Source organism: Synechococcus sp. 'PEA 65AY6A-5F PE A' (assembly GCF_047462575.1).
Lineage (GTDB): Bacteria > Cyanobacteriota > Cyanobacteriia > Thermostichales > Thermostichaceae > Thermostichus.
This window is the reverse complement of record NZ_JAOALE010000011.1, coordinates 52,231-72,395: the sequence shown is the minus strand read 5'-3', so window position 1 is coordinate 72,395 and position 20,165 is coordinate 52,231. Positions and strand designations below refer to the sequence as shown.

Genomic DNA, 20,165 nt, shown 5'->3' with positions numbered 1-20,165 from the left:
CACCAGAGGGCCTAACGAGAGGCCAGGGAACCCTCCAATTTTTGCACTGCCCGTCCCACCAGGCGCTCGGATTTGCTGCGCCAGCGAAAGCGAATGGGGGTACCGGTGAAGTCGAGGTTTTGCCGGAAGTGCTTTTCCAGGTAGCGGCGGTAGTTCTCTTTGAACAGATCGGGATCGTTGACAAACAGGAGAAAGGTGGGAGGCCGCTCCGCCACCTGGGTGCCGTAGTAGATTTTGCCCTGCTTGCCCTGGCGGTTGGCGGGGGGTGACTGCCAGGCGAGGGCATCCTGGAGAACTTCATTGACCACGGAGGTGGCGATGCGCTTGCGATGGGCGGCTACCGCTGTGTTGACCTCGGCAAAGATCTTGTGGGTGCGCTGCCCCGTGAGGGCGCTGACAAACAACAGGGGTGCCCAGTCAATGAAATAAAGCCGCTCGCGGATCTCGCGGGTGTACTCGTTAATGGTGTGAGTATCTTTGTTTTCCACCGCGTCCCACTTGTTGACAACGATGATGCAGGCGCGGCCTTCTTCTTCGATGCGGCCAGCCAACCGCTGATCCTGCTCGGTTACCCCCTCCAGGGCGTCAATGACCAGCAGCACCACGTCCGAGCGCTGGATGGCTTTGAAGGCGCGGTTAATGCTGAAAAACTCCACCCCATATTCCACCCGGCTTTTTCTGCGGATCCCAGCCGTGTCGATGAGACGATAGCTCTGCCCCTCCCACTCCACCAGGGTGTCAACGGCATCGCGGGTGGTGCCAGCAATGGGGCTGACAATGGCCCGCTCGGATCCCACCAGGCGGTTGAGCAGGCTGGACTTGCCTACGTTGGGCCGCCCTACAATGGCCACGGCGATGGGATCCGGCTCATCTGCGGCTTCTTGGGCCACTTCGGGCAAGTGAGGCAGCACCGCCTCCAACAGCTCGGCTACCCCATTGCCGTGGACGGCAGAACAAGGGATCGGCTCCCCCAGCCCCAACTCCCAAAAAGCCGCCGCCTGCGCCAGGCCCAGTTGCCCCGACTCGCACTTGTTGACGGCCACCACCACCGGCAGGGGTTGTCTGCGCAGCCAATCGGCCAATTCTTTGTCAGCAGGGGTCAGCCCCTCGCGGCCATCCACCACAAAGATTACAGCGTGGGCCTCGGCCATCGCCGCCATGGCCTGCTGACGGATGTGGGGCAAAAACTCGCTGTCGTCGCCGAAGACCAGGCCGCCGGTATCCACCACCCGCAGGCGGCGCCCGTTCCACTCCACCTCTTGGTAGAGGCGATCCCGCGTGATGCCCGGCTCGTCGTGGACAATGGCCGAGCGCACCCCCGCCAGGCGGTTGACGAGGCTGGATTTGCCCACGTTGGGGCGACCCACAACGGCTACAAGGGGTAAAGCCACTGCTCCGCTTGCCAAAAAGCCGAACCCAGACTTCTATCCTAGCCTTTGGGATCCCAGATGCCCAAACCCGCTGATCTCAATCATTGCCCTGAAGGCAGCTCTGGCGGTAAGTTAGGTAGCTAACCTCCCATCAGACACCGGCTGCACTCGTTTCCCCTCCTTGCTATGAACCGTGCCCTCGCCCCTGCCCAGCGGCTGAACAAACTGCCTGCCTATGTCTTTGCCCGCTTGGATGAGCTGAAGGCCCGCGCCCGCCAGCAGGGGTTGGATTTGATCGATCTGGGCATGGGCAACCCCGATGGCCCCACCCCCCAGCCGGTGGTGGAGGCGGCCCAGGCCGCCATTGCCGATCCCGCTCACCACGGCTACCCACCCTTCGAGGGCACGGCTAGCTTTCGCCAGGCAATTGCCGAGTGGTATTGGCGCCGCTACGGGGTGGAGCTGGATCCCAATGGCGAGGTGCTGCCTCTATTGGGATCCAAAGAGGGCCTGACCCACCTGGCCCTGGCCTACGTGGATCCAGGGGATCTGGTGCTGGTGCCTAGCCCTGCCTACCCGCCCCATTTTCGCGGTCCCCTGATTGCCGGCGGGCAGATCTACCCACTGCTGCTGCGCCCGGAGAAAGGATGGCTCATCGACCTGCAAGAGATCCCGCCGGAGGTGGCCAAGCAGGCGCGGCTGCTCTACTTCAACTACCCCAACAACCCGACAACAGCGGTGGCGACCCGCTCCTTTTTTGAAGCAGTGGTGGCGTTTGCTTGCCGCTACGACCTCCTCCTGGTGCACGACCTGTGCTATGCCGAGCTGGCCTTTGACGGCTACCGGCCCACCAGCCTGCTGCAGATCCCTGGCGCCAAGGACTTGGCCGTGGAGTTCCACACCCTCTCCAAAACCTACAACATGGCCGGTTGGCGGGTAGGCTTTGTGGTGGGCAACCGCCAGATCATCCAGAGCCTGCGCACCCTAAAGACCAACCTCGACTACGGCATTTTTGGCGCCCTGCAAAAGGCGGCCGAGACCGCTTTGGCCTTGCCAGATAGCTACCTACAGCAGGTGCAGGAGCGCTACCGCCGCCGACGCGACTACCTCATTGCCCGCCTGGCCGAGTTGGGCTGGCAGATCGAGCCGCCGCGGGCGACGATGTACCTCTGGATCCCCACCCCCCGCACCGCCGACGGCACGCCCGAGGGATCGACGGAGTTTGCCCTGCGGGTTTTGGAGTCCACCGGGGTGGTGGTGACTCCCGGCAACGCCTTTGGGGAAGGGGGAGAAGGCTACGTGCGGATCAGCCTGATTGCCGATTGCGAACGCCTGGGCCAGGCCATCGACCGCTGGGCAGAAGCCGGGATCCGCTATTGCTGAGCTCTAGGGTTGGCCCTCTCCCCTAGGGAGAGGGGAGTTGGTATTGCTCCACGATGCGCCGGGCAAAAGGAGGCACATGCTGCTCCAGCTTGTGGGGATAGTGGCGGCGGACGTAGAGATAGTTGCGGACAAAGTGGGAGTCGATGGAAAAGCGGGCATATTCTAGTCCGCGCGGCCCAAAGCGCTGGATGGCCACCGCCAGGAGCTGGGCCAGCCACATGGGCAAGCTCAGGGCCTGCTCGTAGGCTTGGATCCCCTGTTGCACCGCCGCCCGCCGCGAGCCCCGCGAGATCACCGGCTGGGTTTCCAGCTCTTCCCAAACCAGATCCAAGAGCTCCCGCCCGCGCGCATTGCGCACCAGCAGCCATTGCCAGCCAAAGGGGGATCCCATATAGCCCACCACCAGATCGGCCAGGCTGTTGACGTAGTCAAAACAGGTAAGGCAAGAGGGGGCAAACACGTCTTTTAGTTCTTTGGTTTTGAGGCCAAAAAAAGGCACCTTTTCCACCGAGCCGTCTTCGTGCTTGAAGTGGACGTGGAAGTCCTGCATGAACTCGTAGTGCACCACCGTTTGCGGGGAGCGGCTGGTGGTTTCAAGAAACTTTTGCAGCCCGGCGCGGCTGACGTTGTCTACGCAGGGCGTGCCCAACACATAGAGCTTCTCCAGGCCCAAGTTTTTCTCCACCGCCCGCAAAGCCTGGATCTGGCAGCCCACCCCGATCACCAGCAAGCGCTTGAGGCCGCTTTGCTCCACCTGCTCCAGCACGGAGAGATTGGGCGATAGCGTTGGCTTGTTGACCCGCGCCGCCAAGACCGCTTCTGGGGTACGCGCCAAGACAGGCCGTGGCTGAAAGCGATCCCGGGGATCCGCCTGCACGCACACCACCCCTTCTACTAGGCCGCTGCTGAGGGCCTTCATGCCGATGCTGCTGACGATGCCCGTCCACTGGGCACCCGGGATCGGATCCCGCCGGCGGGCCGTGTACATTGCCTCGTAGACGCCGAAGTAGTCGCTGTCGCTGACGGCATCCGATTTGGAGCGCAGCGATTCCCGCGATCGCCCGTGGGTTTGCTCTTCTAGGCGGGTGAACTGCTGGTTCAAAAAGGCACAGGCTTCCTTGACGTGGGCGACGTAGCGGGTATCGCAGAGGCCGCACTGGCTGCACAGCTCCTTGGCCGGGTAGTGGCCGGAGCGGATGGGCCGGGCCGGACGCGGTAAACGGGATCCCATAAGGTCTAAACCGTAGCCGTGGCGGGGTACCTTCTTCAGTTTGCCGCCAAAACCGCAGACGGCGGGCAGAGGAGTTGAAAGATCCCCGATCCTGCCCAACGCTCGCCCGCCCCTCCAGAGTTGCCCCCAGACAGAGAGGAAAAGCCAGATCCCCTGAGTTGCCCTTTTGTCGGCAAGCGGCGATGCAACAAAGGCCCCCTCAGCCTCTGCCCAAACCACTTTCGAGGGCCCAGCGGGCCAGTTCGGTGCGGTTGTGCAGGCCGGTTTTGCTCAGCATGTTGCTGACATGGCTTTCGACGGTGCGCTGGCTCACTCCCATCACCTCGGCAATCTCGCGGTTGGACATGCCCCTGGCCACATACTGGATCACCTTGGCTTCCGTAGGGGTGAGCTCGATTTCCCGATCTAACTTGATGACCGGCTGAATGCCCGCATTCTGCATTTGCAACAGGCGCTCGGTGTGCTTGAGGACGGACTCCACCTGAGCCACCAGCTCTTCCGGCTCAAAGGGCTTGACCAGGTAAACATCTGCCCCCGTGTTGAGGCCGCGCACCCGATCTGCCGTTTGCCCGCGGGCTGACAAAAAGATCACCGGAATCCAGTCCGTCGCGCTGTTGGAGCGAATGGTCTGGACAAACGTGTAGCCATCCATCTCCGGCATCATCACATCGCAGATGATCAAATCCGGAGTAAAGTGGCGCATCGCCTCTAACCCTTCCAGGCCATTGCTCGCCGCAACCACCTCGTAGCCGCGAAACTCCAGGTAATCCTTCACCAGAAGGATCAGGTTTGGATCGTCGTCAATCAGCAACAATCGCTTTGGGTTGTCCACTGCTCATCCCTTTGCTGCAAGAAAGCCCAAGGAAAAAGGATAGCCCGCTTAGCAAACCTCTGGACAAATCGGCAAATCTACAGCCGAGGTGGCGCCAAGAAAAAACCTGCCAACCTCTAGCCGGTTCGTCAGTTTCCCCTAAACCTGGATAATAAGGTATCACATACAGACGGAGGTGGCGGCATATCCAAAGAAACACGAAGAGGCCGGGTACCTCCTCTGGCCGGCTCGGCAACTGCCTCCGCCCTGCCTTGGGATCCTCCCGCTGGCAAGCGCTCGCCCTCTGGGGCTGGTTTGGCTTGTCGGGTTTTCCCCATGGGCAGGAGAAGTAGAGCCAGGAGAAAATACAATTCTGGCGGCAACCTACATGGGGAAAGAGGGTGGAAAAGGGCACGCTGGTCGAGTTTCGCCACAACAACGAGCGGGTACTGGCAGTAGTTGAGGGCACCGAGGGCAAAAAGAACCTGCTGCTGGGCGTGGCTTCGGGGCAGGTGCACAGCGTTCACCCTCGCCAAATTACGTTTGCCTTGAACGGCAATTCCAGCTTTACGGTGTCCGATATCCCGGGCTTTTGGCAGGCGGTGCAGGCAAAGTTGGATCCCGAAAGTTTGGCTTTGGCCTGGGAATTGGTTCAGGAGGAGCGTCGGCCCCTGAGCCTGTCGGAGATGGCCCAGTTGTTGTTTTCCGACGATTCCCCGGTCTCCACCTATGCTGCCTACCGTCTTTTGAGCGAGGATTACGTCTACTTTAAGGCAAAGGGGGAAGGCTACGAGCCGCGTACTCCGGCTCAGGTAAAGGAAATTCTCCATCAAATTGCTGTCGCCCAGCAGCGGCAGCAGGAGCAGGCCGAGTTTGAGGCCCGCCTAAAGGCAGCGGTGGCCCAGCCTGGGCAAAAGTACACTTGGACCCCGGCGGAACGGGCTCGTCTGGAGCTGTTGGAGCGCTTAGCTTTGCAGGGAGCACCCGATAGCCTTCGCAACTACGAGGATCTTTCCCACAACCTCACCCCCTCGGATCGCGAGCGGGCTTCCCACCTGCTGCGGCTCCTGGGATTCCCCGACACGCCCCAGGGAGCTTTTGAGGCGTTGGTGGCTTTGGGACTGTGGAGCCGCCACGAGAACCTGGCCCTGCGCCTTACGGGGATCCCCACCCAATTTCCCAAGGAGGTGGAGCGCTACGCCCAAACTTTGCTTGGCGGGCCTCCCCCCTTCTTGGATCTGCCTCTGCGCCGGGATCTCACCCATCTTCACACCTACACCATCGACGATGCCAGCACCCGCGACATCGACGATGCTCTCAGCGTCGAGTTTGAGTCGGATGACGAGGTGAAGCTCTGGATCCACATCGCCGATCCCAGTTGTTGGGTGCGGTGGGGGGATCCCCTCGACTTAGAAGCCCGCAAGCGGGGCACCAGCGTCTATTTGCCGGAGCGGGTGATCCCGATGTTTCCATCGGAGTTGTCCACCGGCCCGATGAGCTTGGTGCAGGGGGAGGTGCGGCCTGCCCTTAGCTTCGGCATCCGGCTGGGATCCGACGGGGCCGTGCGCGACTACGAAATTTGCCTCAGCCAGATCCGGGTCAACTACCGCCTCACCTACGACGATGCCGACGAGATGCTGGAGTTGGGGGCGGAGGCCCAATTGACAGCCATTGCTCGGGCAGCGCGCTGGCGCTACGCCTGGCGACTGGCGCAAGGGGCGATCCCCATCGGCCTGCCGGAGCAGGACATCAAGGTCATCGACGAGATCCCCCACCTGCGGGTGATCGAGGATACGCCGGCGCGGCAGATGGTGGCGGAGATGATGGTGCTGGCCGGTGAGGTAGCCGCTCGCTTTGCCCGCCAAAACGGGATCCCAGTGCCCTACCGCCTGCAGCCTGCTCCCGAACTGCCCCCGCCGGAGGTTTTGGATCTGTACCCCCAGGGTCCGGTTCGGTCGTTTGCCATCATGCGGTGTCTGTCGCGGGCAGAGGTGGCCACGCAACCCGAGCGGCACGCGGGCCTGGGCCTTGATGCCTACTGCCAGGTAACTTCCCCAATTCGCCGCTACCTGGATCTGGTGGCGCACTACCAGATCAAGGCCTTTTTGCGCGGGGATCCCCTGCCCTTGACAGAAGCCGAGGTGCAGCAGGTGGTGCTGGGGATCGAGCCAGGCACGGCCGAGGCCGCTCAGGTGGAGCGCAAGTCCAAGCGCTACTGGAGCATCGAGTACCTGCGTCAGCGACCGGGGCAGATTTGGCAGGCCTTGGTCTTGGGCTACCTGCGCGAGGAGGAGAACCTGGTGATGGCCATGCTGGATGAGATTGCCTTTCGCGTGCCGGTGCGCTTGGAGCGGCAGGTGCCGCTGGGGGCCTGGATCGAGTTGGAGGTTCTGCAGGCAGATCCCCGCGCCGATGTCATTGAGCTGCGGGAGGTGGGACAGAATGCCCTTTAACCTGCGGCTTGCCCAGTCCGGGCAAACAGTTGATACAACAGAGGGGGAAAGTCCGCCAAAGTCTGGACTGCGAATTTCTCGAGGGGGATCCCATGACCGTACGACCTTCCGGCCCACCTCCGATTGTCTACATTCTTTTGCTGGCGATACTGGGGGGAGGCGGCTGGTATGCCTATCGTTCCGGCCTGCTTGACTCTTTCCTGAAGCGAGGGAACGCGCCTTCTGTCCCTGGCCAGATCCCGGCTGCCCAGCCGCAAGCGCCAACGGCCCCCAATCTTCCTCCAGCCCAGGCCCCCAACCAGCCACCCAGCGCGGTTAATCTGGATACTTCCCTGCCCAACCCGGCGGTGCTGCAGATGGACGGCAGCGTCACCATGATCCGCATTGTCTTGGCCTTGAAGTCAGGCTACAGCCAGCGCAACCCCAGCATCCCCATTACCTACGGGATCCCGGATGGCAAGCCCAACGGCTCCAATGCTGGCCTGAAGGCCCTGATGGAAGGTCGCATCCAGATGGCCGCTAGCTCCCGCCCCCTCAATGCCAGCGAAGTCCAGGCGGGTTTGCAGGCCATCCCGGTGGCCAAAGATGCCCTGGCGGTGGCGGTGGGGGTCAACAACCCCTACAAGGGCGGCCTGACGCTGCAGCAGTTGGCCGACATCTTCCAGGGCCGGATCACCAACTGGAGCCAGGTAGGCGGCCCCGATCGTCCGATTCGCGTTCTCAACCGCGCCCCTCAGAGCGGCACCTACAGCGTTTTCCAGGAGCTGGTGCTGTTGGGGCTGCCCTTTGCCCCCGATAACCCGCCCTACTTCACCACTGCCACCCAGGATGCCACCACCCCTCTCCTGCGGGCTTTGGGAGAAGACGGCATCACCTATAGCACCGTGGATCAGGTGCAAAACCAGCAAACGGTGAGGATGGTGCCCATCGACGGCCAGATGCCCACCCGCGAGGCCATCCAAAGTGGCCGCTACCCGCTGGCCCGCAACGTGTTTTTGGTGGTACCGCAAAAAACCAGCCCCGTGGTGGCTGATTTCATCAACTATGCCCTCTCCGACCAAGGCCAGCAAATCATTGGCCGCACCGAGTTCATCCCGCTGCGGTAGCCAGCCTAGCGGTTGGCGCGGTACAGCAAGGCCCCGCCTATGCCTAGGCAGACGAAGTTGGGCAGCCAGGCTGCCACCTCTGGCCCCAGCGTCCCAATCTGCCCCAGCGCCTGGCTGACAAACAGGAGCACGTAGTAGGCAAAGATAATCAGCACGCTGAGGCCCAAGCCCAAAGAAGAACTGGTGCGCTGGGGTCGTAGGCCCAGCGGGGCCCCGATCAGGGTGAAGGCCAGACAGGCAAAGGGGATGGCGTACTTTTGGCTGAGGCTAACCTGAAGGCGGCGTACCCCCTGCAGATCCCCCGAGCTGGCGATGACCTCGATGTAGCGGCGCAGCTCTTGAATGTTCATCTCCTCGGGGCTGCGAACCTCCTGGGCCAAATCCAGCGGCGCGCGCGGCAGGCGCAACTCCTGGCGGGCAAAGGTGGCGATGTTGCTGTAGGTGCCATCAGGGGAGACGATGTAGTTGGTGCCCTCCTCAAACACCCAGAGGTTCTCCTGGGGATCCCAGCGCCCCTGCTGCGCCAGCAGGATCTGGCTGAGAGCCTCGTTGGAAAGATCCAGCACGATCACGCCGCGCATCTGCTGGCCATCGAAGCTGCGGGCATAGAACTGACGGGTTAGCCCTTGCCGGCGGGAAAAAGTGCCGTCTGGCTCGGGCGCGAGGATCTCGCCGAACTCTTGGTAGAGGATGTTCTCGCGGCGGAACTCTGGACTTCGGTTCAAAGCGCGGTTTAGAGTCAGGGCCGCCTGGCGGTTGCTCACCGGCACCACCAGCTCGTTGAAGAGAAACGTTAACGTCGTCACCAAGAGGCTGAGAAGGAGGGCCGGCACCACCAGACGATAGAGGCTCACGCCGCAGCCGCGCAGGGCAGTGATCTCGTTATCAGCAGACAGGCGCCCATAGGCCAGCAACGTCGCCAGCAACATCGACATGGGGAACGTCAGGACGATGATCCCCGGCGCCCGCAACACAAACACTTGCAACGCTGCTGAAAGGGACAGCCCCGCCTCTACCACTAGCCGCACCAGCTCAAACAGGGATCCCACTGCCATCACCAGGGTGGTGAACGCTCCCACCCCAAAGAAAAAGGGCAGGAGCATCTCGGAGATGATGTAGCGATCCATCAGGCCCACCGCGCAAACGATGGAGAGCCTGTTGCAAGACTGCTTGATTGAAGGAGGAGTAGGGGGAGAATGAAGTTTCACAAAACCAAGGGAAGTAGCAGTCAGGACAACCCGAAGGCTGTTAACGACTCTAGACCGGGACGCTGGCCAACAAAAGGTTAATCGCCTCCCTTTTTCACCCTAACTTGCCTATGATCGACCCAAGGCGGGCTTGGGCGGGGCGTTGGGCTTGTTTGTCTTGAGATAGCTTTCAGCATGGCTTCCTCTTCCCCCTCTTCGCCTAAGCGTTTGCTAGAGCAGCTCCTGGAGCTGCGACAGCAAGTTGTGGAGGGATCCCAGAAGTACTTGACCGCCTGGGGCAGCCCCTGCAACCCCTCCCCCGCTCTCGAGAACCTAGCTCGGTATTTGGCGCTGCGCCAACACGATCTGCACGACCTGCAGTTAGAATTGGCCGCCCTGGGGCTGTCGTCGCTGGGACGCTGTGAATCGCGGGTTTTGGAAAGCTTGGATGCGGTGATCGCCATTTTGGCCGCCGCTCAAGGGCTGAGCCACAAGGGACCTAGCTATGAAGCGTTTTACGCCGGGGATATGGCCCTAGAGCAGCACACCGAGGCTCTTTTTGGCCCTCCTTCTCCCCAGCGCCGTGCCCGCATCATGGTGACCTTGCCCGGCGAAGCCGCCGAGCAGCCCGAGCTGCTGCTGCAACTGTTACAACGGGGCATGAACGTGGCCCGCATTAACTGCGCCCACGACGATCCCTCGGTGTGGGAAAAAATGGTGGCCCACTTGCGCCGGGCCGAAGCCCAGACCCAACGGCGCTGCAAGATTTTGTTCGACCTGGCCGGCCCTAAGATCCGCACTGGCCCGGTGGCCATGCCACCCGGCAAAGCCAAGGTGTACGGTGGGGATCGCATCCTGCTCACGGCAGCCATTCCGCCGGTCGACTCTGACCCCTCTTGCCAGGTGGCTTGCACCCCGCCAGAGATCTTGGCGCACCTGCAGGTGGGGGCAACTGTCTGGCTCGACGACGGCAAAATCGGCGCCCGTGTCGTAGGGATCGAGCCGGTAGGGGTGGTGCTGGAGGTGGACAAAGTCGCCCCGCAGGGCAAGAAGTTGCGGGAGGGAAAGGGCCTCAACTTTCCCGACAGCCAGCTCCCGATCCAGCCTCTGACCGAGAAAGATCGCCAAGACTTGGACTTTGTGGTGCAGCATGCCGACCTGGTGGGCTATTCCTTTGTCCAGCAGCCGGCAGATTTGCAGTTGCTGTTTTCTGAGCTGGAGCGGCGCCAGGCCCGGCCCGATCTGGGCTTGATCCTCAAGATTGAAACGCAGCGAGCGGTGCAAAACCTGCCCACTCTGATCGCGGCCGTCGACGGCTGCCGGCCCCTGGGGGTGATGATTGCCCGGGGAGATCTGGCCGTGGAGATTGGCTGGCTGCGCCTGGGCGAGATCCAGGAGGAGCTGCTGTGGATCTGTGAGGCCGCCCATGTGCCGGTGGTCTGGGCCACCCAGGTGCTGGATCAGCTCACCAAGGAGGGCCTGCCCTCCCGGCCTGAGCTTTCCGATGCGGTGATGTCGGCCCGGGCCGAGTGCGTCATGCTCAATAAGGGCCCCTATCTCCTGGAGGCGGTTGCCCTGCTGGACGAGCTGCTGGCCCGCATGCAGGCCCACCAGCACAAAAAAAGCCAACGCCTGCGAGCTTTGTACTCCTGGCGATGAGATGGAGCGGCATCAAAGACGGAACTTCTCCCCCAGGTAATACTTGCGCACCAAGGGATCCGCCGCCAGCTCCGCTGGTGTGCCCTTGGCCAGGATGGCGCCGTCGTTGAGAATATAGGCCCGGTCGGTAATCTCCAGCGTCTCCCGCACGTTGTGGTCGGTAATCAAAACACCGATGCCCCGCTGCTTGAGCTTGGCCACCACCTCTTGAATATCCGCCACCGCAATGGGATCCACCCCCGCGAAGGGCTCATCCAGCAGCAGGAATTTTGGCCCGTGGATCCCGGCTGCCAGGGCGCGGGCGATCTCGGCGCGGCGCCGTTCTCCCCCCGACACCTGCAAACCCAAACTGTGGGCCACATGGGCAATGCGAAACTCCTCCAGCAGGTGGTTGAGCCGCTGCTGCCAGAGGCGGCGAGGCACCCCCGTCTGCTCCATGATCAGCAGCAGGTTGTCTTGAATGCTGAGGCGACGAAAGATGCTCGGCTCCTGAGCCAAGTAGCCGATCCCCAAGCGGGCCCGGCGATGCATCGGCAGATGGGTGATGTCCTGGTCATCCAGCCAGACATGGCCTCGGTTGGGCTGGATCAGGCCGGTCATGATGTAGAAGGTGGTGGTTTTCCCCGCCCCATTGGGCCCCAGCAGCCCCACAACTTCTCCCTGCTGAATGTGCAAGCTGACGTCGCTCACCACCTCACGGCGGCCATAACGCTTACAGATGTTTTCCAGTCGAATCTGCATAGGATCGGCACAGGGTTGCTGTTCGATGCTGACTGATTCTGGAGGGCTAGTTCCACAGAGGCTTCTCTCCCAAGGCTGCCCCGAACTCGACCCCTGATCTAGAGGGGGACGAGCAGAATTGACCACCTGCATGGGAATTGGGAAGATCTTCAGATACGGTTGCCGGATGCCGCAACTGCTCGCGCTGCCCCCGGATGGGATCCCTGGCCTTTCCCATGCTCCGCTGTCCAGCTTGCCATTGGCTCAACCTCGACTCCGATCGTCGCTGTCGCCGCTGCGGTTGCTTCCTGCGTTGTCGCCCTCTCCCCCCCTGGGAAAGCTTGCCCGTTGCCCGGCCCGGCCGGAGGAAACGCCAGCCGAGCCATCCTTCTCGGCTGGCAACCCGCTAGGATTGCGTCTTGGCTGCCTCGGCGATACTTTCGGTTTTGCTGGGACTGGGGCAACTGTCTTGGCATTGGGTGGATCCGCTGCTGAAAGATCCTCCCCCGCCCGGCGATAGCCCACAAGCTCTGGGGCGATAAGGCCACAACGTCATCACACCTTGGGAGCGTCTGTCGATCCACAAAACCAGGCAGATCTGTGCAGTGGCCGAAGCCGGCAGATGCCACTATCATGTGACCAACGCAAAACAACCCCGCTCTGCCGGATTGTCTCAGTCAACTTTTTGTGAGGCTCGGTTACCATGAACTTTCATCTCAAAGCTTCCGCCATTTTGGCCCTGCTGGCCACGACAGCCGTCGCTTCCAATGCCGCCGCCACAACCCCCAACGCCTGCTTCCTGCGCTACCTGCTGGCCTCCAGAACCTGTCCCAATTGCCGGCTGGGATCCCTTGAGCTGAGCAACCTGGATCTGGCAGAGGCTAACCTCCAGGGTGCCGACCTGATCGAGGCCAACCTGGAGCGCACCATCCTCACTGGCGCCGATCTCAGCCAGTCCTACTTGGTGGGAGCCAATCTGCGGCGCGCCCAGTTGCGTGGCGCCGATCTCAGCGGTGCCTACCTGGAGGGAGCGGACTTGCGGGGTGCTGATTTGCGGGGTGCCGATCTCTCTTCTGCCTCCCTGTACGGCGCCGACTTGCGGGGGGCCGATCTGCGCGATGCCAATCTGACCGGGACTGACCTGAGCTTTGCCCGCACCTGGCGCACACGCCTTCAGGGCGCCGTTCGGGAATAGTGCAATCGGCTGGTTGACCACTGCCCGCTTCCCCTCTCCTCCTTGGGAGAGGGGCTGGGGGTGAGGGCCCAGTGCGGATGGCGAGACTCGAACTCGCATGGCAAAGCCACACGCCCCTCAAACGTGCGCGTATACCAGTTCCGCCACATCCGCATTCCAGGTTTAACCATCATAGCGGCAAAAGGGCGGGGCTGTTAAGAGGAGGGGCCATTGCGGTACGGGCTAGTTTAATCTTCTGTCCAAAACCGCTCTGAGAGATACTTATCGGCCCCGTCGCACAAGATGGTCACCACCACGCCGGAGGAGAGCTGACAGGCCACCTGTAGAGCCGCCACCACATTGGCTCCGGCAGAGATGCCCACCAACAAGCCTTCCTCCAAGGCCAAACGCTTGACCATTTTCTGGGCTGCTTCGGTGGAGATCTCGATGTGCTGGTCGGGCAGGGTGGGATCGTAAATCTCGGGCTTGAGAGCAGTGGCCATGTGCTTGAGGCCTTCAAGGCCGTGGAAGGGGGAGTCCGGCTGCATGGCAATGATCTGGATATCGGAGCGGTACTCCCGCAAGCGCCGCCCCACCCCCATGCAGGTGCCGCTGGTGCCTAACCCGGTTACGAAGTGGGTGACCTGTCCCTGGGTTTGCTCCCAGATTTCTACCCCCGTGGTCTCGTAGTGGGCCTGCCAGTTGGCGGGGTTGCTGTACTGGTCGGGATAGAAGTAGAGATCCGGGTTTTCGGCATAGAGGGCGCGGGCTTTCTCGATGGCCCCATCGGAGCCGAGGGCCGGATCCGTGAGCACTACCTCCACCCCGTAGGCGGCGAGGATCTTCTTGCGCTCTGGGCTGGCGTTGGCCGGCAGGGCCAGCTTCACCTTGTACCCCAAAGCTGCCCCGATCCAGGCGTAGGCGATGCCGGTGTTGCCGCTGGTGGCATCCAGGATGATCTTGCCAGGCGTAAGCTTGCCCTCGCGTTCGCCAGCGCGGATCATATTCAGGGCCGGGCGATCCTTGACCGAGCCGCCGGGGTTGTACCACTCTGCTTTGCCATACACTCGCACCGACGGCGGCAGGTCGGCGGTGACCCGCCGCAGGCGAATGAGCGGCGTCCGTCCCACCAGCTCGATGGGGCTATCGACCGCAGGGGGCAAGGGGCGAGAAGAAAACACGGTTGGATACAAGGGGGATCCCTCGCTAGATAAGCACTGGGCTGGACAACCATTGCTCATCTTATCCCGGTGTTTATCGGCTCTTGCCGGCTTTTTCTGGCCCTCTCCGCGCTTCCCCGAAAACCTCTGGCTAGACTCTAAGATGGGGGTAGGGAAGCACGAGTTCTGGACAGCGGCGTGATGCGGAGGGGCATGGCAGAAATCGGCATTGTAACCGCGCAACAATTTGACCGCCGGCGAGGCCAGATCCATGTTTACGACGGCGAGGGCAAGGGCAAGTCGCAGGCGGCGCTAGGGGTTGTGCTGCGTTCCATTGGGCTGGGGATTGAAAACTCGGCCCCCAGCCGGGTGTTGCTGGTGCGGTTTCTCAAGGGGCCGGGCCGCACCTATGCCGAGGATGCCGCGATTGCCGCTCTGCAGCGCGGCTTCCCCCACCTTATCGATCAACTGCGCACGGGGCGAGGAGAGTTCTTCGGCCCCGACGAGATCACTAAGTTTGACCGCCAAGAGGCCCGCCGCGGCTGGGATGTGGCCAAGGGGGCGCTGGCGTCGGGGTTCTACTCGGTGGTGGTGCTGGACGAGCTAAACCCGGTGCTGGATCTGGGCCTGCTGCCTGTGGACGAGGTCGTCAGCACCCTCAAGCAAAAGCCAGAGGAAATGGAGGTCATCATCACCGGCCGGGGCGCCCCTAAGGAAATTATCGACCTAGCAGATTTGCACTCGGAAATGCGCAGCGTGCGGCGGGCGGCGGATCCCCAGGACGGCCAGCCCCTCCTCAGCGGCATCGAGATCTATACCGGCAACGGCAAGGGCAAGTCCACCAGCGCTCTGGGCCGGGCTCTGCAGGCCATTGGGCGCGGCATCAGCAAAGATCTCTCCCACCGCGTCCTGATTATGCAGTGGCTAAAGGGGGGAACGGGCTACACAGAAGATGCGGCCATTCGGGCTTTGCGAGAGAGCTATCCCGATCTAGTAGATCACCAGCGCTGCGGCCGCGACGCCATCGTTTGGCGGGGCAAGCAGCAGGAAATCGACTACGTGGAGGCGGAGCGGGGCTGGGAGCTGGCACGGGCGGCCATCGCCTCTGGGCTTTACAAGACCATTATTCTGGACGAGCTCAACCCAACGGTGGATCTGGAGCTATTGGATGTGGAGCCGATTGTTGAGGCTTTGCTGCGCAAGCCACGCGATACGGAGATCATCATCACAGGGCGCTGCCATGCGCCTTTGCCCTACTTTGAGCTGGCCTCTGTCCATTCGGAAATGGTGAGCCACAAGCATTATGCCGAACAGGGGGCCGATCTGCGGCGCGGGGTGGACTATTGAGCAGGGTGGCGATGCTGGATCAACTCCTGCAGCAAAGCGGGTTCCCCGACGCGAGGGCGCTGGCGCAGGTCTTGCTTGGCCTTTTCCAGACGGAGGTGTGGGTGGAGGGCAAGGAGCGGGTTCCCCAGGGCCCCCTGCTGGTGGTGAGCAACCATCGCAGCTTTTTGGATGCGCCGGTGCTGATTGCTGGGCTGGATCGACCGATTCGTTTTGCCTGCCACTACTACCTATCGCAAGTGCCCCTCTTGCGGGAGGTTGCCTTGGCCCTGGGTTGTATCCCCCTCCAGCAGGGATCAGGGCCGCAGCTTGCCTTTTTTCGCCAGGCGCAGGCCACTCTGGCGGCAGGCGGAGGGGTGGGGATCTTCCCGGAAGGGGCGGAGCAGATTACTCGCGAGACCTCGCCCCAAGAGCTGGGCTGGTTTCAGCCGGGCTTTGCCCATCTGGCCTTGGCTGCTGGCGTGGATCCCCTGCCGATCCTGCCGGTGGCCGTGTGGGCGCAGGAAGAGTGGCGGGCGATGGATATTCCCATGGCTTTTTTCCGCTGGTTTGATCCCACGGAGCCCAGGTTTCAGCGGCCGGGGGGGCATCCGGTGGTGATCTACCGTCAGGTGGTGGTTCGAGTGGGATCCCCTCTTTGGGTAGGGGGAGCAGGGCGCTCTACCTGCCGCCAGGAGCGGCTGCAGCTAATTCAGGAGTTGACGGCAGCCGCTCGCGAACAGGTGCGCTTGGGGTTGGCAAGGAGATGGAAACATTGAAGGGCAAGCCCATTGCCTCTAGTCCAAGCCGCCAGAAGCGGCCCTTGCTGCTCTATTTGCCGGGTATGGATGGCACCGGCAAATTGTTTTACCGGCAGGCACAGGCTCTGCAAGCCGAGTTTCACGTCCGCCCTTTGAGCTTAAACCACCCCGCAGCAGGGCAGAGCTGGGAGAGCCTGGCCGATTGGGTGGGATCCCAGCTGGACGAGGGAGCCTACCTGTGTGGCGAGTCCTTCGGAGCTTGCCTAGCCCTGGCTGTGGCTGCCCAGCAGCCGGAGCGCTGTCGCGGCCTGATTCTGGTTAATCCGGCCTCGTCGCTGCGGCGCCGGCCCTGGTGGTGGGCAGGTCATGTTCTCCTGCCTTTTTTGCCGCCGGCGCTCTACCACCAGATGGCGGAGCGGGGGCTGGGATTTTTGGCGGAGCTAAGCCAAATGGAGCCGCCGGATCGGGAGCGGCTGCGCCAGGCCGTTCACAGTGTTGAGCCCACGGTGGCCGCCCAGCGCCTGGCCTTGCTGGGATCGTTTGTCGTGGAGGAGCTGCCCCTGGAGTCGATGACCCTGCCGACGTTGCTGGTGGCGGGGGGGCGGGATCGCCTCCTGCCCTCGGTGCAGGAGGTGCAGCGTCTGGCGGAGCGACTGCCCCAGGCCCAGGTGGAGATCTCGCCTTTGAGCGGCCATGCCTGCCTTCTGGAGCGGCAGATGAACCTGCGGCGCTACTTGCTCAAGCCCGATGGGGTTTTTGCCCCGCTACTGCTTAATTCCGCTCCAGCGCATTGAGCAGGGAGAGGGATCCCCCCAAGTTTTCGATTCGCTCTTGGCAGGAGGGATCTTGTCCTTCTCGATCCAGCCAAAGGGCCCTCAAGCCTGCTGCCTTGGCCCCTTGATAGTCTTCGCGGCGGCTGTCGCCGATGTGCCAGGCAGCGGCGGGCGGGATCCCCTGGGCCGCCAGGGCAGCTTGGAAGATGCGGGGATCGGGCTTGGCATAGCCCACCTGGGTAGAGAGAGTAAGGCTGGAAAAATAGCCCCCTAGCCCCAGCGCCTGCAGCACCCTGGGCAGGCGGCTGTCGAAATTGGAGATCACCCCCAGCCGGATCCCTTCCTGTTGCAGAACCTGCAGAACCGGCAGCGTCTCGGGATAGAGCTCCCAGGGATCCGACGTGGCAAAATACTCGAAAAGGCGGGCAAAAAACGCTGCAAAGCGCTCCTCCCCAAAGGCAGTAAGGGATCCCTCCACCTGGGCAAAGGTCTGGCGCACCACTTGATGCCACCAGGCCCGCTCCCACTCTTCTAAAAGGGATCCCGTCAAGCCCACGCGGGCGGGTGGCGGAGCACTGGCAAAAGCTTGGGCAAAGGCGCGATCCAACGCCTGCGGATCCACCGCCACTCCATACGCTGCTGCCACCTGGCTGTAGGCCTGGCCGACGCTGCCCCGCACCCGAAACAGCGTGCCCACGGCATCGAAGAAGATTACCCTCGGTCTCACTGCTGGCTCTCGTAGCGGGCGTAGGCATCCACAATCCGCTGCACCAGGGGGTGGCGTACCACATCCCGCTGGTCAAAGTAGCAAAAGGCAACCCCCTCTACCCCCGCCAGGATGCGCTCTGCAGCCGCCAGGCCCGACAGGCGATGCTTGCCCAGATCCGTTTGGGTGAGATCCCCGGTAACCACCATGCGGGAGCGGAAGCCCAGCCGCGTGAGGGCCATCTTCATCTGCTCCGGGGTGGTGTTTTGGGCCTCGTCCAAGATGATGAAAGCGTTGCTGAGGGTACGCCCCCGCATGTAGGCCAGCGGCACCACCTCGATGACTCCCTGGGCCATAAGCTGGGGCAGCTTGGCCGGGTCGATAAACTCGAACAGGGCATCGTAGAGAGGCCGCAGATAGGGATCTACCTTTTCCACCAGATCCCCTGGCAAGAAGCCCAGCTTCTCCCCTGCCTCTACCGCTGGTCGCGTCAGGATCAAACGCTCGTACTCGCGGTTTTGCAGGGCTGTGATGGCCACAACGGCAGCCAGATAGGTTTTCCCGGTGCCTGCCGGCCCGATGCCGAAGCAGAGATCGTGGGTGCGAATGGCTTGTACGTACTCCTGCTGGCGAGGCGTTTTGGGCCGAATGAGCTCTCCCTTGCGGGTGCGAGCCAAAACCCCTGCCTGCACTTGCCGATAAACCTCAGCTTCTTGGTTGGAGAGAGCACGGAAGGCTTGTTCAGCATCGACTGCTGTTACAGGGTGCCCGGCTTGCCAAAGGGGTTTTAGCAATTCTAGCCACTGCCGCACCTGCTGCCGCTGTTGAGGTGTTCCCCTCAGATAGAGATCCTGCCCTCGCAGGGTAACCGAGGCGCCGCTGCAGCGGCTAATCCACTTCAAGTTAGACTCCTGCACGCCCGCCAGGGACATGGCCTGTCGGGGACTTGACAAAGAGATGATCTCGAGATCGGTGACAGCGGAGGAAGTCAAGTGGTTGTGCATGCCGTGGGCGCCGTGCACCCTAAGACCTGTTGAGACCTGTGATGGCGATCCTATCAGAAGCTCCGGCTAAAGCGCTCCAGGTTCTGGCCAGCCTCGGCAAAAGGCTTCTCGGACAGCAGAGTCCGAGTGTTCTAGGACACCCATCGGGAAAACTTGCCCTCCTCGAGTTCAAGGTTCAGCTTTTGCTAGCAACGGAGTTAAAAATATTGCAAGAAACCTTTTTCTTCTGAAATAGTCGTTAGTCATCAAGTAGAGCTAGTTTAGCCCGGAGGAGGCACAGCCTCTCGGTACGTTCCGCCATTCATGTCGTCGCGTTATATAAGGAAAAGGCATTGGGATCTGCTTTTTCAGCATTTTTGGTAAAAATTTGAAAAAGTCCGATCCGCTCTTTGAGTAACTTGGGTAACCTGGATTTGCTAGAGCTAGCAGGAGAAGGAATTTCCCAGAGAGAGCTTTACGAGAATCTAGAGTTGTTTTTTATCAGCTTGCCTTAAAACTTCTTAAGGCTTCACAATCACAATCTTGCCTTGCAAGGAAACAAGGAGAGAGCAATGTCTACCCAATTGGTTACGCCCGCTACGTTAGAGCTTCTGCAAGTGGATTTGACGCAAGTCCCTCCAGAGATTACCTGTGATGGCAGCGACTTGGACTGGAGCCAAGCCGTGGTGATCGAGGGCAGTCAGCCCCAAGAGGAAAATTTGCAGGGCTGGATTGCCTTCTGTGGCCTGCGGGTTAACCACGAGGCCGGCAATGTCCTGTACTGGCAAGGGCAGCCGCTGCGGGCCAGCCGCATTCGCTTTTTCGTAAGAAATGTAGCCTGGCGCTATGGCTTCTCTTTCTCCACTAGCATTCGCTCCCCTCTCGGCAAAGGGATCCCCACGCCTTCGGAGTGGCGCTACCCCGGTCTTTGCCGCTACGGCCTGGTGCTGTTCCAGCCCAACGCCCGGTTGGTGGCCCGGCAGGTCTGGGAATCCTCGCCGGAGCAGCCGCAAGAGGTGGATCTGGATCCCAACTTGGATATCGCCTTCAACGTCAATGACGCCAAGGGCAGCTACGGCGACAACAGCGGCAGCTTCGATATCTATGTGCAGGTGGTGAACTGAGCTGCAGCAGGGATCCCGCTCGAGAACAGTTGCCGGGTGGGATCCCATCTTCTACAATAGGTGAACCGGCGGCTGGATCCCAGCTTGCTGAGGTCTCTGCCGCTCTGGAGAGGTGGCTGAGTGGTCGAAAGCGGCTTCCTGCTAAGAAGTTACGGGGCCCAAAAGCTCCGTCGAGGGTTCGAATCCCTCCCTCTCCGTTGTTGTGGCCAGTTCCTAGCCGCCCTTGCCGGTGGTGGAGGGC

At 61.8% G+C, this 20,165-nt stretch carries 17 protein-coding genes and 2 tRNA genes; 10 read left to right on the top strand and 9 right to left on the bottom strand.

From position 1 onward, the window contains the following. Window positions 1–11: 11 nt before the first annotated feature. Window positions 12–1,391: a ribosome biogenesis GTPase Der gene (der, locus tag GG26_RS05700; protein WP_011430082.1), complete on the bottom strand. Its 1,380-nt coding sequence runs from the start codon at window positions 1,389–1,391 to the stop codon at window positions 12–14. 165 nt (window positions 1,392–1,556) lie between these two features. Between der and GG26_RS05695 the strand changes: the two genes are divergently transcribed. Continuing rightward, complete coding sequence (locus GG26_RS05695) at window positions 1,557–2,753, top strand: aspartate aminotransferase (protein ID WP_011430081.1); 1,197 nt, start codon at window positions 1,557–1,559, stop codon at window positions 2,751–2,753. A 22-nt stretch (window positions 2,754–2,775) separates the two neighbouring features. Here the strand turns inward: GG26_RS05695 and GG26_RS05690 are convergent, their stop codons facing one another. Further along, entirely contained in the window at window positions 2,776–3,984 is a 1,209-nt protein-coding gene (locus GG26_RS05690) for a Coenzyme F420 hydrogenase/dehydrogenase, beta subunit C-terminal domain (RefSeq protein WP_011430080.1), read from the bottom strand. A 199-nt stretch (window positions 3,985–4,183) separates the two neighbouring features. Next, complete coding sequence (locus GG26_RS05685; protein ID WP_099812190.1) at window positions 4,184–4,816, bottom strand: response regulator transcription factor; 633 nt, start codon at window positions 4,814–4,816, stop codon at window positions 4,184–4,186. 380 nt (window positions 4,817–5,196) lie between these two features. Here GG26_RS05685 and GG26_RS05680 point away from each other — a divergent pair, with 380 nt between their 5' ends. Next, a complete protein-coding gene (locus GG26_RS05680) occupies window positions 5,197–7,248 on the top strand; it encodes a ribonuclease catalytic domain-containing protein (RefSeq protein WP_414389306.1) in 2,052 nt (683 codons plus the stop codon). Between the two features lie 92 nt (window positions 7,249–7,340). Beyond that, entirely contained in the window at window positions 7,341–8,354 is a 1,014-nt protein-coding gene (locus GG26_RS05675) for a phosphate ABC transporter substrate-binding protein (RefSeq protein ID WP_414389303.1), read from the top strand. A gap of 5 nt (window positions 8,355–8,359) precedes the next feature. On the opposite strand, the gene GG26_RS05670 is transcribed toward GG26_RS05675, so the two are convergent. Continuing rightward, window positions 8,360–9,481 (bottom strand): LptF/LptG family permease, encoded by a 1,122-nt coding sequence (locus GG26_RS05670; protein WP_414389329.1) that lies wholly within the window; start codon window positions 9,479–9,481, stop codon window positions 8,360–8,362. 255 nt (window positions 9,482–9,736) lie between these two features. Between GG26_RS05670 and GG26_RS05665 the strand changes: the two genes are divergently transcribed. Next, entirely contained in the window at window positions 9,737–11,200 is a 1,464-nt protein-coding gene (locus tag GG26_RS05665; protein ID WP_414389300.1) for a pyruvate kinase, read from the top strand. Window positions 11,201–11,212: 12 nt separating this feature from the next. Here GG26_RS05665 and lptB read toward each other — a convergent pair whose 3' ends face one another. Next, complete coding sequence (lptB, locus tag GG26_RS05660; RefSeq protein ID WP_011430074.1) at window positions 11,213–11,941, bottom strand: LPS export ABC transporter ATP-binding protein; 729 nt, start codon at window positions 11,939–11,941, stop codon at window positions 11,213–11,215. Window positions 11,942–12,623: 682 nt separating this feature from the next. Between lptB and GG26_RS05655 the strand changes: the two genes are divergently transcribed. Beyond that, window positions 12,624–13,115: a pentapeptide repeat-containing protein gene (locus GG26_RS05655; RefSeq protein WP_414389297.1), complete on the top strand. Its 492-nt coding sequence runs from the start codon at window positions 12,624–12,626 to the stop codon at window positions 13,113–13,115. Window positions 13,116–13,187: 72 nt separating this feature from the next. Here the strand turns inward: GG26_RS05655 and GG26_RS05650 are convergent. Both GG26_RS05650 and GG26_RS05645 read right to left on the bottom strand, forming a co-directional pair. Then, window positions 13,188–13,268, bottom strand: a tRNA-Leu gene (locus GG26_RS05650). A gap of 74 nt (window positions 13,269–13,342) precedes the next feature. Next, window positions 13,343–14,287 carry a PLP-dependent cysteine synthase family protein gene (locus GG26_RS05645; RefSeq protein WP_228375467.1) on the bottom strand — a complete coding sequence of 315 codons (945 nt, stop codon included), beginning with the start codon at window positions 14,285–14,287 and terminating at the stop codon, window positions 13,343–13,345. 180 nt (window positions 14,288–14,467) lie between these two features. On the opposite strand from GG26_RS05645, the gene GG26_RS05640 reads away from it, so the two are divergent. The 3 genes from GG26_RS05640 to GG26_RS05630 are packed head-to-tail and all read left to right on the top strand — an operon-like array spanning window position 14,468 to window position 17,132. Continuing rightward, window positions 14,468–15,601 carry a cob(I)yrinic acid a,c-diamide adenosyltransferase gene (locus GG26_RS05640; protein WP_011430071.1) on the top strand — a complete coding sequence of 378 codons (1,134 nt, stop codon included), beginning with the start codon at window positions 14,468–14,470 and terminating at the stop codon, window positions 15,599–15,601. Window positions 15,602–15,612: 11 nt separating this feature from the next. Then, a complete protein-coding gene (locus tag GG26_RS05635) occupies window positions 15,613–16,356 on the top strand; it encodes a lysophospholipid acyltransferase family protein (RefSeq protein ID WP_011430070.1) in 744 nt (247 codons plus the stop codon). Further along, entirely contained in the window at window positions 16,344–17,132 is a 789-nt protein-coding gene (locus tag GG26_RS05630) for an alpha/beta fold hydrolase (RefSeq protein WP_011430069.1), read from the top strand. Before GG26_RS05635 ends, GG26_RS05630 begins: the two co-directional genes overlap by 13 nt. On the opposite strand, the gene GG26_RS05625 is transcribed toward GG26_RS05630, so the two are convergent. Together GG26_RS05625 and GG26_RS05620 are read right to left on the bottom strand one after the other, a co-directional pair. Next, a complete protein-coding gene (locus tag GG26_RS05625; protein ID WP_414389293.1) occupies window positions 17,110–17,838 on the bottom strand; it encodes an HAD-IA family hydrolase in 729 nt (242 codons plus the stop codon). The two genes, GG26_RS05630 and GG26_RS05625, sit on opposite strands and share 23 nt — an antisense overlap. Next, window positions 17,835–18,749 carry a PhoH family protein gene (locus tag GG26_RS05620; RefSeq protein ID WP_414389325.1) on the bottom strand — a complete coding sequence of 305 codons (915 nt, stop codon included), beginning with the start codon at window positions 18,747–18,749 and terminating at the stop codon, window positions 17,835–17,837. The genes GG26_RS05625 and GG26_RS05620 overlap by 4 nt, the downstream gene beginning before the upstream one ends. A 623-nt stretch (window positions 18,750–19,372) precedes the next feature. Between GG26_RS05620 and GG26_RS05615 the strand changes: the two genes are divergently transcribed. Both GG26_RS05615 and GG26_RS05610 read left to right on the top strand, forming a co-directional pair. Further along, window positions 19,373–19,924 (top strand): hypothetical protein, encoded by a 552-nt coding sequence (locus tag GG26_RS05615; protein WP_414389290.1) that lies wholly within the window; start codon window positions 19,373–19,375, stop codon window positions 19,922–19,924. Window positions 19,925–20,030: 106 nt separating this feature from the next. Next, window positions 20,031–20,121, top strand: a tRNA-Ser gene (locus tag GG26_RS05610). The last annotated feature ends 44 nt before the right edge of the window (window positions 20,122–20,165 follow it).